Annotated in this window: 12 protein-coding genes and 1 riboswitch; of the genes, 6 read left to right on the top strand and 6 right to left on the bottom strand. The window is 44.0% G+C overall.

Going from position 1 to position 16924, the window contains the following annotated elements:
* Positions 1-341: 341 nt before the first annotated feature.
* From gnd to F0232_RS05475, 5 genes are all read right to left on the bottom strand, one after another.
* A complete protein-coding gene (gnd, locus tag F0232_RS05495) occupies positions 342-1790 on the bottom strand; it encodes a decarboxylating NADP(+)-dependent phosphogluconate dehydrogenase (protein WP_017069357.1) in 1449 nt (482 codons plus the stop codon).
* 29 nt (positions 1791-1819) lie between these two features.
* A complete protein-coding gene (gene pgl, locus F0232_RS05490; RefSeq protein WP_061033491.1) occupies positions 1820-2536 on the bottom strand; it encodes a 6-phosphogluconolactonase in 717 nt (238 codons plus the stop codon).
* Positions 2533-4035, bottom strand: a complete 1503-nt coding sequence (gene zwf / locus F0232_RS05485; RefSeq protein WP_061033492.1) for a glucose-6-phosphate dehydrogenase — start codon at positions 4033-4035, stop codon at positions 2533-2535. The genes pgl and zwf overlap by 4 nt, the downstream gene beginning before the upstream one ends.
* Before the next feature lie 425 nt (positions 4036-4460).
* Positions 4461-5156, bottom strand: coding sequence for a response regulator (locus F0232_RS05480; protein WP_061033493.1), 696 nt, complete (start codon positions 5154-5156; stop codon positions 4461-4463).
* Positions 5157-5218: 62 nt separating this feature from the next.
* Positions 5219-6826 (bottom strand): sensor histidine kinase, encoded by a 1608-nt coding sequence (locus F0232_RS05475; RefSeq protein WP_171750723.1) that lies wholly within the window; start codon positions 6824-6826, stop codon positions 5219-5221.
* 660 nt (positions 6827-7486) lie between these two features.
* On the opposite strand from F0232_RS05475, the gene F0232_RS05470 reads away from it, so the two are divergent.
* The 6 genes from F0232_RS05470 (at position 7487) to F0232_RS05445 (ending at position 14765) form a co-directional block, all read left to right on the top strand.
* On the top strand, positions 7487-7714 hold the full coding sequence (locus F0232_RS05470; RefSeq protein ID WP_061033495.1) for a hypothetical protein: 228 nt from the start codon (positions 7487-7489) through the stop codon (positions 7712-7714).
* A 215-nt stretch (positions 7715-7929) separates the two neighbouring features.
* A complete protein-coding gene (locus tag F0232_RS05465; RefSeq protein WP_105057215.1) occupies positions 7930-9378 on the top strand; it encodes a TolC family protein in 1449 nt (482 codons plus the stop codon).
* 3 nt (positions 9379-9381) lie between these two features.
* Entirely contained in the window at positions 9382-10356 is a 975-nt protein-coding gene (locus F0232_RS05460) for an HlyD family secretion protein (RefSeq protein ID WP_105057216.1), read from the top strand.
* A gap of 7 nt (positions 10357-10363) precedes the next feature.
* On the top strand, positions 10364-11572 hold the full coding sequence (locus F0232_RS05455) for an ABC transporter permease (protein ID WP_105057217.1): 1209 nt from the start codon (positions 10364-10366) through the stop codon (positions 11570-11572).
* Positions 11569-12738, top strand: coding sequence for an ABC transporter permease (locus F0232_RS05450; RefSeq protein WP_105057218.1), 1170 nt, complete (start codon positions 11569-11571; stop codon positions 12736-12738). Before F0232_RS05455 ends, F0232_RS05450 begins: the two co-directional genes overlap by 4 nt.
* A gap of 485 nt (positions 12739-13223) precedes the next feature.
* Positions 13224-14765 carry a sodium:alanine symporter family protein gene (locus F0232_RS05445; RefSeq protein ID WP_061034339.1) on the top strand — a complete coding sequence of 514 codons (1542 nt, stop codon included), beginning with the start codon at positions 13224-13226 and terminating at the stop codon, positions 14763-14765.
* A 596-nt stretch (positions 14766-15361) separates the two neighbouring features.
* On the opposite strand, the gene F0232_RS05440 is transcribed toward F0232_RS05445, so the two are convergent.
* Positions 15362-16096 carry a hypothetical protein gene (locus tag F0232_RS05440; protein ID WP_061034340.1) on the bottom strand — a complete coding sequence of 245 codons (735 nt, stop codon included), beginning with the start codon at positions 16094-16096 and terminating at the stop codon, positions 15362-15364.
* Positions 16097-16704: 608 nt separating this feature from the next.
* Positions 16705-16824: riboswitch (glycine riboswitch) on the top strand.
* Positions 16825-16924: the final 100 nt, after the last annotated feature.

Raw genomic sequence — 16924 nt, 5'->3', positions numbered from 1 at the left:
GCCGATAACGCAGTAGAAATGACCAGCAAACGCTGCCCGAAGGGTTCGAGCTGGGCGCCCCCGCAAAAAGCGTTTTACTCTTTGTTGAGGGGGATTTACTTAGAATGACTAGGCTACTTCCCCCTCGCCGCGATTAAAACGCTTTTGACTAGGCGTCCCCACCCGAACAAAATTTAACCACGAAAGATCAACACGCCCTAGTACTTAACCTGCAAGATCCCAATCTAATATCAAGCGTTAACTAAACTACAGCCAACAAAAAAGGATGCCAATTGGCATCCTTTTGATTTTTAGCTTTCACCTTTAAGAGCGTCGGAACTCTTAACAGCTTCTCACTACGATTATACGTCGTAAGTTGTAGAAGCAGTGTCGCCGCCTGTACCAGTCCAGTTTGTGTGGAAGAATTCACCACGTGGACGGTCAGTACGCTCGTAAGTGTGAGCACCGAAGTAGTCACGTTGAGCTTGAAGCAGGTTAGCTGGTAGACGTGCAGTTGTGTAGCCGTCTAGGAAAGATAGCGCAGAAATCGTACATGGCATTGGAATACCAGACTCTAGAGATTTCGCTGCTACTTTACGCCATGCCGCTAGGCTGCTTTGTAGGATGTTTTTGAAGTACTCGTCAGAACCTAGGAACGCGATGTCTGGGTTTGCTTCGTACGCATCACGGATGTTGCCTAGGAATGCAGAACGGATGATACAACCACCACGCCACATTAGTGCTACGTTACCGTAGTTTAGATCCCAACCGTTCTCGTTAGACGCTTCGCGCATTAGCATGAAGCCTTGAGCGTAAGAGATGATCTTAGAAGCTAGTAGAGCTTGACGTAGTGCATCAACCCACTCTTGCTTGTCGCCTTCAACTGGAGTGATTGTCTTACCGAATAGAGTTTCAGCTTCAACACGTTGATCTTTCAGTGCAGATAGACAACGAGAGAATACAGACTCAGAGATAAGAGTTAGAGGAATACCTAGGTCTAGTGCGTTGATACCTGTCCACTTACCCGTACCTTTTTGGCCTGCAGTGTCTAGGATCTTTTCAACTAGAGCTTCACCGTCTTCATCTTTGTAGCCAAGGATGTCTGCAGTGATTTCAACTAGGTAGCTGTCTAGCTCAGTCTTGTTCCAGTCAGCGAATACTGCTTGCATCTCGTCAGCAGACATACCTAGGCCATCTTTCATGAACTGGTAAGCTTCAGTAATAAGCTGCATGTCACCGTATTCGATGCCGTTGTGTACCATCTTAACGAAGTGACCAGCACCGTCGTTACCAACCCAGTCACAACAAGGCTCGCCAGCGTCAGTTTTTGCAGAGATGCCTTGGAAGATTGGTTTAACCGCTTCCCAAGCTTCAGCCGCGCCGCCTGGCATGATTGAAGGACCGAAACGAGCACCTTCTTCACCACCAGATACACCAGTACCGATGAAGTGGATACCTTTCTCACGACAATGCGCTACACGACGGTTAGTGTCTGGGTAGTTAGTGTTACCACCATCAATGATGATGTCGCCTTCGTCTAGAAGTGGGATTAGGTTTTCGATGAACGTGTCTACAACGTCACCAGCACGAACCATAAGCATCACTTTACGTGGTGCTTCTAACTTCTCAACTAGCTCTTCTAGAGAGTAAGCACCAACAATGTTAGTACCTTTAGCTGGGCCTTCTAGGAACTCGTCTACTTTCGCAGCAGTACGGTTATGAGCCACAACTTTGAAGCCGTGGTCGTTCATGTTTAGGATAAGGTTCTGACCCATTACTGCTAGGCCAATTACACCGATATCACCTTTCATTATTTATATCTCCTTGCGGCTAGTCGCACTTATGCGATAGCACTTGCTGCATTTGAATCTAGGAACCACTCTGTCTCGCCAGTTTTAGCCTGGATTTTCGCTGCCGGGTAAGGCAACTCTGAAGCAGGAGTAGTATGAATTTCTTTAACGATCTCAACTTTACCTGCACCCAGTACTAGGTAGCTGATTCGTTTTGCTGCTTCTAAAACTTTTGCTGTTTTAGAAACACGGATTTGCCCCGACTCAGGGTGAGAAGCCAGTACAGACAGGTTCTCATCTTGGTAGTTAGTAACACCCGGGAACAGTGATGCTGTGTGGCCGTCTGCGCCAACACCTAACAGAATCCAATCAAAAACAGGCGTGCCGTTTTCAGAAGGGATCACATCAGCCATCTCTTTAGCGAAGCGTTCTGCTTCTGCTTTAGGCTCATCTTCACCACGAATACGGTGGATGTTCTCTGCTGGAAGATTCACGTTTGAGAAAAGTAATGCGTTCGCTTCGCCGAAGTTGCTTTCTGCATCATCCGGCGCAACACAACGCTCATCACCCCACCAGAAGTGAAGGTTGTTCCACTGAATGCCTTCTGCGTATGGCGCTTGTGCCAGCAGTTTGAAAAGCATTTTTGGTGTGCTACCGCCAGACAGTGAAATGTGAACAGGTTTACCCTGCTCGCTGTACGCTTTCATTTCGTTTGCTAGGTTTTCAACAACTAGCTCTGGCGTTTCAAAGATCTTGTGGTTGATCATAGTTCGCAGTAATCCGTGTCTGTTAAGTTTTTGCATGGGAAACGCCATGCGCGGCCATCACGTTGCAGAAGTTCATCTGCTTCCTGTGGGCCCCAAGTACCACAAGCATAGCCAAACAGTGCTTGAGGATCTTGCTTGAAGTCTAAGATTGGTTGAACGTACTTCCAACATGCTTCTACCGCATCGGTACGTGCAAACAGAGTCGCATCACCGTTCAGTGCATCAAGAAGAAGACGCTCGTAAGCCGTCAGCATCTGAGTTTCAGGCAAGTCAGAGTAAGAGAAGTTCATTTTCACTTCTTTTGCTTTGAAGCCTGCACCTGGCTCTTTCAAGCCAAAGCTCATCTGAATACCTTCATCCGGTTGGATACGGATAATCAGCTTGTTCTCTGGTGCGTCTTGACCAAATACTGGGTGTGGCGTGTTCTTAAAGTGAATCACGATTTCAGTCACACGTGTAGGTAAGCGTTTACCGGTACGTACGTAGAAAGGAACGCCATTCCAACGCCAGTTATTGATGTGAGCTTTCAAACCGATGTAAGTCTCAGTACGAGAATCATCCGCTACACCATGCTCTTCACGGTAACCTAGTAGGTGCTGACCTCGAACATCTGATGCTGTGTACTGACCTAATACTAAGTCTTTACGCAGATCATCTTCTTCTAATGGCTTAAGACACTGAAGCACTTTAACCACTTCATCACGAATAGAATCAGCGTTAATTTGTGCAGGTGGCTCCATACCCACCATTGCTAGCACTTGTAGCAAGTGGTTTTGGAACATGTCACGAACTGCGCCAGAACCGTCGTAGTATCCGCCACGTTCTTCAACACCAAGGAACTCAGCACCTGTGATTTCAACGTAATCAATGAAGTTGCGGTTCCACAGTGGTTCAAACATAGCGTTTGAGAAACGAAGTACTAGAAGGTTTTGAACCGTTTCTTTACCGAGGTAATGGTCGATACGGTAGATCTGGTGTTCTTGGAAGTGATGATGGATCTCTTCATCTAACGCTTGAGCAGAAGCTAAGTCGTAACCAAATGGCTTTTCGATGATCAGACGACGCCAGCCGTTTGTTTCATCGTTTAGGCCATGCGCAGCAAGGTTTGCTGGGATAACACCGTACAAGCTTGGCGGCGTTGCCAAGTAGAACAGAGTATTGTGGTTTTCGAATTGGTAGTCTTGCTCAAGTTTGTCTAGACGTTGTGCTAAACGAGCGTAATCGTCTACATCTGAAGTGTTGATCGCTTGGTAATGCAAATGTTCAATAAATGCATTCAGCGTCTCTGGTTCAGTTTGTTCCATTTCCTGAAGAGACTTCTTCAGCTTCTCACGGTAAGACTCATCGCTGTACTCAGTACGGCTCACTCCAAGAATCGCAAAGGATTCTGGTAGTTGATTGCTAGCATACAGGTGGTACAAAGCAGGAATTAACTTACGGTAAGTTAGATCTCCCGACGCACCAAAAATAACGATGCTGCTGTTTTCAGGTATTACCATCATCTTTCCTATAAAAACAAGGTTTTTAGTATTCGCTAAAGGTATCAGCGACATACGAAAATAGATAATAGGTCTTGGCTATTACATCAATAGCGAGTGCCTATTACACTTGAGAATGCGTTTGGTAAACGAGGGTGAATGCTATCACCTCTATTCGGGACAGTATTGTCTATGAGTATTTGATTTACATCAACCACTGTGAAGGCAATCGATTAAATATTGACTCATTTCGAACAAAATATAATCGACCATTGGTTTCACGAAGACTGAAAAAGAAGCAAATCGGCATTCTCGAACATTGTAGTCTAGAAAGAATGGCATCTGGTCTGCGGAGTGTAGTGTAATAAAGCGTGAGCTGCGTAAAACCAGATTATTCAACTGGTTTTACATTTTACTTTAATAGAAAGGACGTTGTTAGCACTGCCTTATCTTTTGGCTTTGTTATAACAGCGTTCAGGGCGCCCAACCGTACCGTAGTTCAAATCTGCTGTTAGTTCACCGGTAGTGATCAGGAACTCTAAATAACGTCTAGCAGTTGTACGGCTTGCACCAATACGTTCGCCAGCTTCATCGGCGGTAATATTAACGGCATCAGCTTGTTGAAAAATAGCTCTGATCTTATCCAACGTTACGCCATCGATTCCTTTGGGCAAGGTTGATAGTTTTCCTGAATCCGCTTTGGCATTGGCTTGCAGCATCTTATCAACCAAACCTTGATTCAAATCCGACACACTTTCAAACTCTTGCTGTTGAGATTGATACTTTTTCAGTGCCGCTTCCAAACGAGGGAACATCACTGGTTTCAATAGATAATCGACCACTCCACCACGCATCGCCTGTTGCAGCGTATCCACATCTCGAGCAGCAGTAATCAAGATAACGTCGCAGCCTTGATTGCTACCTCTTACGTGATTAAGAATATCGAGCCCACACCCGTCCGGCAGATACACATCCAATAACACCAAATCCGGTTTTAGGATGTCCAGTTGCATCAGCGCTTCAGACTGTGTTGTGGCAATGCCGACCACGTCAAAGCCACCCATCTGTTCTAAATAACGATGGTGTAGCTCTGCAATCGCAATATCATCTTCAATAACCATGACTCTCGTGATTGCGTTCATTTATGTTCTTCCTTTAACCATTGTTTTTCCATCAAGGAGATCTTCATATGATCACTCGTGCTCTATTGTTCTTCTTTTGGTAAGTACACTGTCATACGTGAACCAAAATCGTTGTTATCGACCATTTCTAGCTGCCCTTGATAACGGTCGGTAAGCTGCTTAATCAGATATAAGCCAACACCGCGATTTTGTTTCGCTTTGCTCGATATGCCCTTTTCAGTCAGCGCATCGGTTGCCAAGTGTTTAGGTAAACCACATCCTTTATCTTCTACTTCAACGATAATCTCATTACCAAAATCACTGATAGACACTTCAATCACACGGCGCGCCGGAGCTATTTGCCCTTCTTGCTTGATCGCCGACATCGTCGCATCAAACGCATTATCAATCAGGTTGCCAAGAATGGTGACAACGTCATCGGCATTCAACCAACTTGGTAGTGTTTCTAGCCTAGACCCCTCCTCAACTCTTAGCTCTAAGCCTATTTCACGTGCTCGTTCGGTTTTGCCTAACAACATGCCAGCGATCAATGGGTCTTTAACCGTTTCTCTCAAGAACTCGATAAGGCTTTGATAATGTGCGGTTTCTTGACCGATCAGTTGCTGAACTGAATCCAACTCACCCATTTGAATCAAGCCACTGATAGTATTCAACTTGTTCTGGTGTTCATGTGTTTGCGAGCGCAACAAATCCGCGTACTCTTTGGTTTGCGAAAGCTGATCCGTTAAGTCGTTAATCTCATCGCGGAGTCGGAAACTCGACACCGCCCCAACCACTTCACCAGCAACAATAATCGGACTGCGGTTGGCAATGATCCGCTTATTGTTTAAATACAACTCAACATCGTGGTCGATGTCGCCTGTTGATAACAGCAGTTCTAAATCACTGCCTGCTAACACATCAGAAAGGCGCTGTTGATTGAGTGCTTTATCTCTATCGATGGATAAAATATCGCAGGCACTTTTGTTTATTGAGCGTAAGATACCGTTCTTATCGATACTTAAAATGCCCTCTTTAACAGTGCTCATGGTGACATCTAACTCAACATACAGTCGGCCTATCTCTTCAGGCTCAAAGCCTAAAATAGCGCGCTGAAAACGACGAGATACATAACTCGAAATCAAAGCGTTGACCGCAACCACCAGCAACGCCATCACAATCAAAAAGGCCAAGTAAGGTTCGATTCGATCTTGCAAAGAATCCAATAGGTAACCAACTGACACGACGCCAATTATCTTCCCATCAGCGTCCTTAACGGCCGATTTACCACGGACCGAAAAACCTAATGAGCCTTTCGCTGTTGAAACATAAGACTCCCCGAACACCAATGCTTTTTGATTGTCTCCGCCGCGCATTGGTTTACCGAGCCTGTCGTCGTATGGGTGAATCAAACGAACACCTTTTTCGTCACCAACAACAATAAACGCCGCGCCAATCAATTGAGTGAGGTTTCGGAATTTGGCTTGGGTTTCTTCAGGAAGTGTATGTGGGACGCCTTCGGGATTCAGGGTTCCTTTTTCTTCAATAATGCGCACTACAAGGGGAGATTCCGAAAGAAACTCAGCCACACCCAGCGCTTTCAACCCCATTTCTTGCTCTTGAGATTGTTTGATATAAGCAAACCCCGCCGCTGAAAGGACCAACAGTTCAACAAGGCCAGTTACCGTCATGATAATCAGCAACCGTTTTCGGAAGCTGATACTACTCCATCTCATATAAACCCGTCCCTAGTGCTCAGCAGACAATGTTAACACTAAGTTAATCATCGCACCTTTCCGCCTATACGAATTTGTGACTATTGCTCAACTAAATAATTAACCAGATTATTAATTGATATTCCTTTACGTCGCTCGCCTCGATAAATCGTTCACTTTTAGAACGGATTAGTTAATAAACCCAAAAAATCGAATAAATATTGAGCTAGATCACTAAGCTTTTAGGTGTTTTTTAGGTTGTTTAAAATAAATACAATTATAATGGTTGCATATGAAGAAGTTTATCGTTGCCTAGCTATACGTTGCAATTTTAAGACAACGCTTTAAACCGGAATTTTGGTTAACAGAAAGGCAACAACTCTTCACTCACTGGACGTATCGATAAGTAAAAGTTGCGTGCTCGCCGTTACAAATGATGAACAAACGGATTAAGTATTCTCCCCTATTCATCTCGCTATTTCACACTCGGCAGGCCAGACAACAAAGAGGTGACTGACAAAAGCAGCACCCAAGAATAAAGCATTGATGAGCAGGAAGTTTCGATCAGTGGCAACGTCCGACAGAAACAGGATAAAAAACATAACGTATTAACATTGTTGAAAAGGAAACCAGGCAATGAAACGCGATACTTTTGGAATCTGCCTCACAAAGGCTATGCTGTTCAAAAACTTACAATCTACTTTTACTCATGTCAGAGCATATGAGAAGAACGAGACATCCCCGCTCGACCTAAAAGTGTTGTTAGCTTTCCCGCAAATGTCAGGTAGAGATTTATTACAAACCATGCAAGGTTCAAAACAATTGGTGTGGCGTGCCGATCACCATTGCCCAAGCTTTAAATAGTACCAGTCCATTTGTAGTAACTTCTTCTATACTGAACTTAAAGAGCACGATTTGTCGTGCTCTTTTCGTTTCTTTGTCTATAACCGCTAAATCCTTAATAGCATTCACATAATGTTAACGAATGATTATGCTATTTGCTCATATGAGGTAATCTGTTCAAGACAAATGATGATCCCCCTGTTAACATTAGAGCTAACACTCTAATTTGGTAATTAATGCAGATGACCAAACCAAAATTCAGATACCTTGCACTCGCCAGTATGCTTCTCAGCACTATGGCTTCGCCAAGCTATGCTGCCCCGCTCACTTTTTCTGAGGCGTGGCAAATACTCCAAGAGAACAACAACTCTCTTGCGGCTCAACAAGCTAACGTTGAGCGTTATCAACACCTTCAAAATGCAACCGGAAGCCTTAACCTGCCTTCAGTGACGTTAGGCGCAAACTACACTCACCTTGATAACGATGTCACTATCAATGGCGAGCAGTTTGCCGATAGCTTAAGTGGTGTACCATCCATTGGTCTTCCTGTTCCTCCTCAAATTATCAGTGCGCTTGGTGGCATTACCTCAACGATTACCGAGCAAGATATCTTCAGCTCTTCTATTCGCGCAGTGTGGCCAATTTTTACAGGTGGTCGAATTACCGCAGCACAAACAGCAGCTGAAGGTAAAAGCGAAGAAGCGCAAAGCCAACTCTTGATGGAAAAGCAGGCTCGCTACGAAGACTTAAGTAAATACTACTTCTCAGTGATCTTAGCGGAAGACGTGGTGAAAACACGTCAAGCCGTAGAAGCAGGCCTAACTCAACATCGTGATTTTGCCATCAAGTTAGAGCAACAAGGGCAAATTGCACGAGTAGAACGCCTGCAAGCGGACGCCTCTCTAGATAAGGCAGTAGTTGAACGTACTAAAGCTGAGAATGATCTTAAGATTGCTCAATTAGCCCTTACCCAAATTCTAGGTCAAAGCCAAAGCGTTGAACCTTCAGAGCAACTGTTTATCAACAAGAACCTGCCCCATATGGATGTGTTCATTGATCAAACACTCATGACCTACCCTGGTCTTAAGATTCTGGATGCGAAAGAGAAACAAGCAAGCAGTTTAATCAAAGCTGAAAAAGGCAAATATTACCCAGAGGTTTATCTTTACGGGGATTACAGCCTCTATGAAGACGATTCACTCGCCAGTGAAATGAAGCCAGACTGGTTAGTCGGCATTGGTGTCAACGTACCGCTACTCGACACCTCAGGTCGTTCAGACAAAGTGGCTGCTGCGCACAGTGCGGTATCTCAAGTTAAATTCCTAAAGTCACAAGCCAAACAAGACTTAACCGTATTGGTACAAAAGACCTACCTTGAAGCAAACCAAGCGATTGAAGAGGTTCAAGGCCTTAATTCTAGCTTGTCATTAGCTCAAGAAAATCTACTACTTCGTAAAAAAGCGTTCACTCAAGGGCTTTCTAACTCGTTAGAAGTGGTTGATGCAGAGTTATACCTTGCGAGCATCAAAACACAGCAATCTGCTGCGCGATTCAAATACCTTATCTCTCTCAACAAGCTATTAGCGCTAACCAGCGAAATGAACGCTTACTCGAGTTACTTAACTTCTTCTGTTACGTCTGATTTCGACTCAAAAACAGACACCGCTAGCCAGTCAAAAGGATAATTCATGAAACCTATTAAGCCTCTTCTTCTATCTATAGTTGGTATCGGCATTGTTGGCTGGGTCGGATACAGTTTTTACCAAGCGTACCAACCTCAACCAGTTAAGCTTCAAGGTCAAATTGATGCACAGCAATACAGCATCTCTTCGAAAGTACCCGGCCGTATTGACGAGGTATTTGTGCGCAAAGGCGACTCTGTTGAGAAAGGTGAGTTGATCTTTTCTCTTCTGAGCCCGGAAATTGATGCAAAGTTAGAACAAGCTAAAGCTGGTGAAAAAGCGGCAGGAGCTCTGGCTCAAGAAGCAGAAAATGGCGCACGTACTCAGCAAATCCAAGCGGCCAAAGACCAATGGCTGAAAGCCAAAGCAGCCGCTGATTTAATGGAAAAAACCTACCAGCGAGTAAACAACCTTTATAATGATGGCGTCGTTGCAGAACAAAAACGTGATGAAGCCAAAACACAGTGGCAAGCTGCTAAATACACTGAAAGCGCGGCCTTCCAAATGTACCAGCTAGCACAGGAAGGGGCTCGCGATGAAACCAAAGTGGCTGCTGCTCAAAAAGCATTAATGGCGGCAGGTGCAGTGGCTGAAGTCGAAGCTTATGCAAAAGACACACAGATCCACAGCTGGTTCAGTGGTGAGGTATCTCAAGTGCTACTGAGTAGCGGAGAGTTAGCGCCACAAGGGTTTCCAGTTGTCACTGTGATCGATACTAAAGACGCATGGGCGGTACTTAACGTTCGTGAAGACATGCTCAAGCACTTTGAGAAAGGCTCACAGTTTGAAGCTTACCTGCCCGCTTTAGATAAGTCGCTGACTTTCCAAGTGACGCACATTGCGGTGATGGGTGATTTCGCAACTTGGCGTTCAACAGATGCAGCACAAGGCTTTGACTTACGTACATTTGAAGTAGAAGCACGCCCAGTTGATACAAACGAAACACTGCGTATGGGTATGAGCCTTGTGGTTGAGCTTTAGGTGACATATGTCTGCTAATTCTCACTTACCAGAACATCACAAAACGATAAACAGCTTACTTCGACAGTGGGCGATAGTCCGTAAAGACAAGTGGTTGTTGTCGTGCTTAACTTGGATACCTTTGCTACTTGCTGCAAGTATCTGGCTGATCTTTTCACAAGGTATCGCTCGTGATTTGCCTGTTGCAGTGGTTGACCTAGAACACAGCCAAATTTCGCAGCAGTTTACTCGCTTAGTCGATGCCTCACCTACCCTGCAGGTCACTCAGAAATACAGCTCCGCAAGTGAAGCAGCAAAAGCCATGATAGAGCGTGATATCTACGGCTACGTTGTTATACCTAGACACTTTGACCGAGACCTTTATCTTGGGCTAAACCCGCAGGTTTCCGTGTTCTACAACAGCCAATTTATATTGATTGGTAAACTGGTGAACTCGGCTCTGTTGCAAGCTCAAGGCACGTTCAACGCCCAACTTGAAGTGATTAAACAGCTTTCCCACGGAGATACCACGGTAAAATCCGCCTTGGGGCAAGCTGTCACCGTTCAAAGCCAGATCACTCCGCTGTTCAACAAGAACACTAGCTATGCTCAATTCTTGGTATCTGCCGTTGTTCCTGCTTTGTGGCAAATCATGATAGTGGTAGGAACGATTTTAGTACTCACTGCAAATGTGCGAGCTCGTGGGCTAAAAGCGTGGTTATCGCATTCTCCGGTTAAGTCCCTAGCATTAACACTCACCCCTTATGTTGTTCTGTTTTTAGCGTTCGGTATTGCGTTTAGCTTTTGGTTCTATCGACTTTTAGAGTGGCCATTTAACGGCAGCTTTATGGCATTAACCATTGCACAGTTACTAACGGTTATTAGTTGTATCATTATGGGTTGCTTGTTCTTCTTTTTGACGCTTGATCCAGCAAGAGCAATGAGCTTTGCAGGTGCTTTCACAGCGCCAAGTTTTGCGTTTATGGGGATCACCTTCCCTGTCACAGACATGAACACGGCAGCCCAAGTTTGGAGAAGTCTATTGCCTGTTAGTCATTACATCGAAATACAAACGGCTCAGTCCAGTTACGGCGTGAGCGCTGCGCAATCGCTGATGAACCTCACTTCAATGTTTTGGTATGTTATTCCTGCTTTTGTAGTGATCTTATTGATTAATAAGCACTTAGCGCAAGCAGCACAGTCAACACAAGCAGAGCATAAAGGAGTAAATCAATGAGCTTTACTCAATTGCTGAAGCAAGAACTCCTGGCGGTTCTACGTAACCCAGTAGTATTACTGACCGTGTTTGGTGGTGTGGTCTTTTACTCATTCTTGTACCCTTTGCCTTACGCCAATCAAGTACCCCAACAATTGAAAGCGTCCGTTGTAAACCTAGACAAGAGCCAAAGCAGCTACCATTTAGAGCGAATGGTCGATGCGACCTCTCAAATTGATTTGGTTCGCCGTGACTCCACTATCGCAGACGCTAAACAGGCTGTACTCAATCAAGAAATTGGTGGGTTCATCGTCATTCCTGAAAACTTCTATAAAGATCTACTTCTTGGGAAAAGCCCAACACTCTCTTATGCGGGTGATGCATCTTACTTCCTAGTGTATGGCACCATAGTTGAGGGACTTGCAAAGGCAGGCGGCACGTTAGCCGCACAAGTTAAGGTGAGTCACTTGTTAGTTGAAGGTGTACCTTTAGAATCCGCAGCCAAAGGCTACAGCGCATTTAGCTTAAATTTAAAACCTACTTTCAATAGTCGAATGGGATATATCGATTACGTCGTTCCCGCTGTCTTTGTATTGATCCTTCAGCAAACCCTAGCCATGGCATCAGGGTTGGTTGGTGCAACGCAAAATGCTCAATCCACATTCGGCTATTGGAGCAGAGTTCATCCAACCAAACTAATCCTTGCTCGCTGTTGCACCTTAGTAGGCATCTACTACTTATTATCGATGTACTACTTCGGCGCCAGCTTTTCGATGTACGGGATTAACCTACTCGCCTCAATCTCACAGATTTTAACCTTGTTACTGCCCTTCTTATTGGCCAGCTGTTTGGTTGGCATTTTTATCGGTGAGTTAGTGCCACGAAGAGAGTTAGTCACGGTTGTGGTGTTAATCAGTTCAATGCCACTGATCTTCTCTTCAGGTTTTATCTGGCCGATTGAAATGATGCCTGAATGGTTGGTACTGTTATCACAACTGTTTCCAAGCACACCTGCTATCCAAGGTTTCTTAGCGCTGAATCAGATGGGCGCTTCGTGGCAAGAGGTCGCATCTCAATGGACACTGTTATGGGGACAAGTTGTACTTTGGGGTTCGTTGCTTGCACTGAAGCTCTACCACAAGTCGAGCAAAAGCATCGTTAACCGCACTACCGATAATAGCCTTTGAGTGGTTTAGCTCATCGCAACCATAAAAAGCTCTGATAAAGGGCTTTTTTAATCCCCCCGACTTGCTCCTTCCCTTGTAAGAGACTTTTCAAAGCCTCCCAAAAACAAGCGTTACATCAAAGCTCTTCTATTTTAGCTATCAATTTAACCGCCAATCTATATGCCTTTTCAAACTCAAAAATCATCGACTTATACCCAAAAGACGACAAAACACGAATTATTGTAAATTTATTGTAAAAATTTCTTTGACGGCATTAGTTTTATGTATAGGGTTATCAATAAGACGTGGTAAGCCGAATATCATAGTCTTATTGGTTCACGTGCCAAAAGGATCTCCATATAAAACGTGATTAGTAGTGATATTTATCTCGCATTTCGACTTGGCTACAGAGCATTTTGTCGCTATCGAAGAAATAAATAAGCTATTGAAATATAAGACAAAAACAACATAAGCAAACATAAATTAATAAAAAGACAGGGAAAACCATGAAAAACATAAGAGAATTATTTTTTGGGTTTATATTATTGTTTAGTTCCAGTGCATTTGCAGAAGATGGATCATTTAATCAAGCTATCAGTAACTTAAGCAAAAGTGTTGATGGATTTTTCAACGACTACACAGGATGGTTCGTTGGACTCATATTTAAAAGTGTACCGGTTGGCGAAGCCAACTTCCCTATTATTGTTGGCTGGTTATTACTCGCTGCGTTGATCTTTACTGTTTACTTTGGCTTCGTCCAATTTAAGCGAGTCGGTATGGCTGTAGATATCATTAGAGGCAAGTACACAGACCCTAACTCAAAAGAAGACGGCGAAGTTTCCCATTTTCAAGCTTTAACTACTGCCCTTTCTGGAACCGTCGGTCTTGGTAACATCGCAGGTGTAGGTGCTGCACTCGCCATTGGTGGCCCTGGTGCAACATTCTGGATGATTTTGTGTGGCCTTCTTGGTATGGCTTCAAAATTCTGTGAGTGTACGTTGGGTGTGAAATACCGAACTATCTTACCGTCAGGTGTGGTTTCGGGTGGTCCAATGTACTACCTGAGCCAAGGCCTAGGTGAGCGCGGATTGGGTGGACTGGGTAAAGCACTTGCGATCGGCTTTGCACTGATGTGTATCTTGGGTTCACTTGGTGGCGGTAACATGTTCCAAGCTAACCAAGCTCATGCAATGCTAACGTATGCCTTTGATATCCCAAGTGAGTACGGTGTTATCACTGGCCTTGTACTAGCTGCTTTAGTTTTCTCTGTGATTGTTGGTGGTATGCCTTCTATTGCATCGGTAACAGAAAAAGTGGTTCCTTGGATGGCTGCGCTATATATCGGTATGGCTGTAGTTGTTATCGGTTCTAACCTTGATCAAGTTGGCCCTGCTTTCAGCGCAATCTTTACAGGTGCATTTACTGGCGAAGGTGTTGTTGGTGGATTCATTGGTGCGTTAATTCAAGGCTTGAAGCGTGCAACCTTCTCGAACGAGGCAGGTGTTGGTTCTGCGGCAATTGCTCACTCAGCAGTAAAAACAAAAGAGCCAATTACTGAAGGCCTAGTGTCACTACTAGAACCGTTCGTTGATACCGTAATCATTTGTACGATGACAGCATTGGTTATCACTATCGCTGGCCTAAACACAGGTCCATTCGATGGTTCAGGTTTAACAGGTGTAACTCTAACTGCGGCGTCGTTTACTGAAACTGCAGGTTTCTTCAAATACACCTTAGCACTAGCCGTTATCATGTTTGCATTTTCTACTATGATTTCTTGGTCGTACTACGGTCTTAAAGCATGGACTTACCTATTCGGTGAAGGAAAGGCTACGGAACTGGTTTTCAAAGTGATGTTCTGTGTGTTCGTTGTGATTGGTGCAACAATCCAATTTGGTGCGGTAATCGACTTCTCTGATGCAGCTATCTTTGCGATGTCTATCTTTAACATCCTAGGTCTATACTTCTTGATGCCTGTTGTTAAGAAAGAGCTGCAATCATTCGTTGCTCGTGTGAAATCAGGTGAAATCAAAACCTACGAAAAGTAATCACTCGCTAATTAACACTGTTCTAAAAGTCTTGGCGATACCCTTTGCTTGAGAAAGCGAGAACAGAACAATGGCTTAGTCAAAATCCCTACCAGTTTTGCTTGTGGGGATTTTTTGTACCTAAATTTTCTTGTTCACGCTGCTTAGGATTTCGGCATACTTTTATACGGTCCACCACCTCTTCTACTTCAATCACATATGGTTTCGTTAATGGCGAATTACAGTCGTCAAAACAATAAGCTACGGTGCAATTCTCACACTGATATTCATTCATGGTTTATACCTGTCCATTGAGATGGTCTAATCAAAGAATGACAACAGACCGCATATTCATCCTAGAGCACCGCTATTATGCTGTTTATCAACCCTATAAATACGCGTGCAAAGTCACCAAATATTCAATTAATCACATATTAAAAACATTTTGCGGCTCTAATCACGAATAGCTTGGTAATAGTGTGAAAACGGTTATGAACCATTCTGCAAAACTGAAACAGAAGAAATAAGCCATCTGGAACGAAAAACGCCCACACCATTTTCATGATGTGGGCGTTTGAATTGCTACTGCTAAAGACGAATGAATTAAAGGTTTGAGCTTATAAACCCATCTCTTCGGTTAGCGTTTTGATTTGCTTGAGATCCATGGTGTGGACTTCGATCATTTGTCTGATGTCACTTAGGCGAGAGTTCGCGTTATCTTGCTTCTCACATGCGTCAGATTTTGCATCCCATGAAGTGCCGTCTAAGAACACATCACACGCTTTCTTAAGTGAACCAAGATTCTGTTCGATTTCGTCTCTTTCTTTCTCTAGCTTTTCTAGCTCTTGAGATATTTGTAATTCTTTACGGAACAGTTCGCGAGAGCGTTCAAACAAAGTCGACTGCATATCCGCCTGACGGTTTAGCTTTTGATTATCTTGCTCTGTTTTATCTAATGTCTGTTTCTGCTCGTTTAACTGCTGCTCTAACGAATAGTTCGCTTTCTCTAACACGGCAGACTGCTTGGCTAACTCTTGGAGCTCTTTTTGATGCGCTTCTGCTTGCTCGGCCAAAGCCGCTTCAACCTTAGCATCAATTTCTGTATCAACTTTCGCCACTTTAGCTTCAACAGAAGACACCAACTGTGTTTTGCTTTCACTCAATTCTTGATAACGAGCTTCGAGTACCTGATAAGTGGACTCCCACTTAGAAGCCGTCACTGTCGAACCGATTAAGCCACCCAGTGCTAAACCTATAACCGCAGCAATGCCGATATAGAGCTGACTGCGCTTATCGCGTTCTTCAATAACAACCACTTCATCTTGTTCGCTTTGTCCAGATTGCTGGTTCACTAGCGGGTACTCCCAAAAATATGTTTAACGTTACGCGGTCACTGGCACTAATACCAATACTGATTTTGTAGGTTCAGTTAAACCTATCGCTCAAATCACAAGTGCTTGAGCTTTAGTAACACGTTCATCCCATCTGCTCACAGACGGTTTAACGAGTTAACTCCGAAATCATCAAGCTGGCAGTATACAAAAGGAAGCTGCTAACGATAACTATCACTACCCATTTTTGTACTTTTTCATTCGTCCGATAACGAAACAGTACAAATGCCAACGCCAACAAAAAAACAATCGCTATTAGTCGAGTCATAAATCCTCCTTGTTTCCCTATTTTATACCATTTAAATAAGCAAGTTACGTCAGAGTCGCGTTGTTTGATCATTTAGTTGAACAACATTTGTGCAAACAGATATTTTGTAGCTGACATCACATTTTATATGATTTAGGATACGCCTACAGATTACCTAAGCATTTAGGTAATTGTTCCGATGAAGACTGCAGGAGAGTGGTTTTTAACTAAACTTTAACATTTAGTTAGATTGACCCGCCGAAGAAGTAAATCTTTCAGGTGCTTTATGCTGGAGAAATCCAGAAAAGTGAGGACTGTCGTTGGAGGAACCTCTGGAGAGAACCGTTAGATCGGTCGCCGAAGGAGCAAGCTTAGTGCCCGTTACTTATCTGTAAGTGATTCGCTAAGTGAAACTCTCAGGCAAAAGGACAGAGGAGTGGAAAGCAACAAGCCTTAATTAACAAAAGAATTCTATCTAGAAATCCGTATGTATTAAGTAGTGCTACCGATCCCTGTGATCTGCACTGCCTTCCCTCTTCTCC

The organism is Vibrio sp. T3Y01, assembly GCF_013114525.1.
In the GTDB taxonomy this organism is placed as follows: Bacteria; Pseudomonadota; Gammaproteobacteria; order Enterobacterales; family Vibrionaceae; genus Vibrio; species Vibrio chagasii_B.
The sequence above is the reverse complement of the archived record's forward strand: the minus strand, read 5'-3'. Positions and strand labels throughout refer to the sequence as shown.

Coding starts and splice junctions, on each gene's coding strand:
- gnd (WP_017069357.1), bottom strand. CDS start 1,790: ATGAAAGGTGATATCGGTGTAATTGGCCTAGCAGTAATGGGTCAGAAC.
- pgl (WP_061033491.1), bottom strand. CDS start 2,536: ATGATCAACCACAAGATCTTTGAAACGCCAGAGCTAGTTGTTGAAAAC.
- zwf (WP_061033492.1), bottom strand. CDS start 4,035: ATGGTAATACCTGAAAACAGCAGCATCGTTATTTTTGGTGCGTCGGGA.
- F0232_RS05480 (WP_061033493.1), bottom strand. CDS start 5,156: ATGAACGCAATCACGAGAGTCATGGTTATTGAAGATGATATTGCGATT.
- F0232_RS05475 (WP_171750723.1), bottom strand. CDS start 6,826: ATGACGGTAACTGGCCTTGTTGAACTGTTGGTCCTTTCAGCGGCGGGG.
- F0232_RS05470 (WP_061033495.1), top strand. CDS start 7,487: ATGAAACGCGATACTTTTGGAATCTGCCTCACAAAGGCTATGCTGTTC.
- F0232_RS05465 (WP_105057215.1), top strand. CDS start 7,930: ATGCAGATGACCAAACCAAAATTCAGATACCTTGCACTCGCCAGTATG.
- F0232_RS05460 (WP_105057216.1), top strand. CDS start 9,382: ATGAAACCTATTAAGCCTCTTCTTCTATCTATAGTTGGTATCGGCATT.
- F0232_RS05455 (WP_105057217.1), top strand. CDS start 10,364: ATGTCTGCTAATTCTCACTTACCAGAACATCACAAAACGATAAACAGC.
- F0232_RS05450 (WP_105057218.1), top strand. CDS start 11,569: ATGAGCTTTACTCAATTGCTGAAGCAAGAACTCCTGGCGGTTCTACGT.
- F0232_RS05445 (WP_061034339.1), top strand. CDS start 13,224: ATGAAAAACATAAGAGAATTATTTTTTGGGTTTATATTATTGTTTAGT.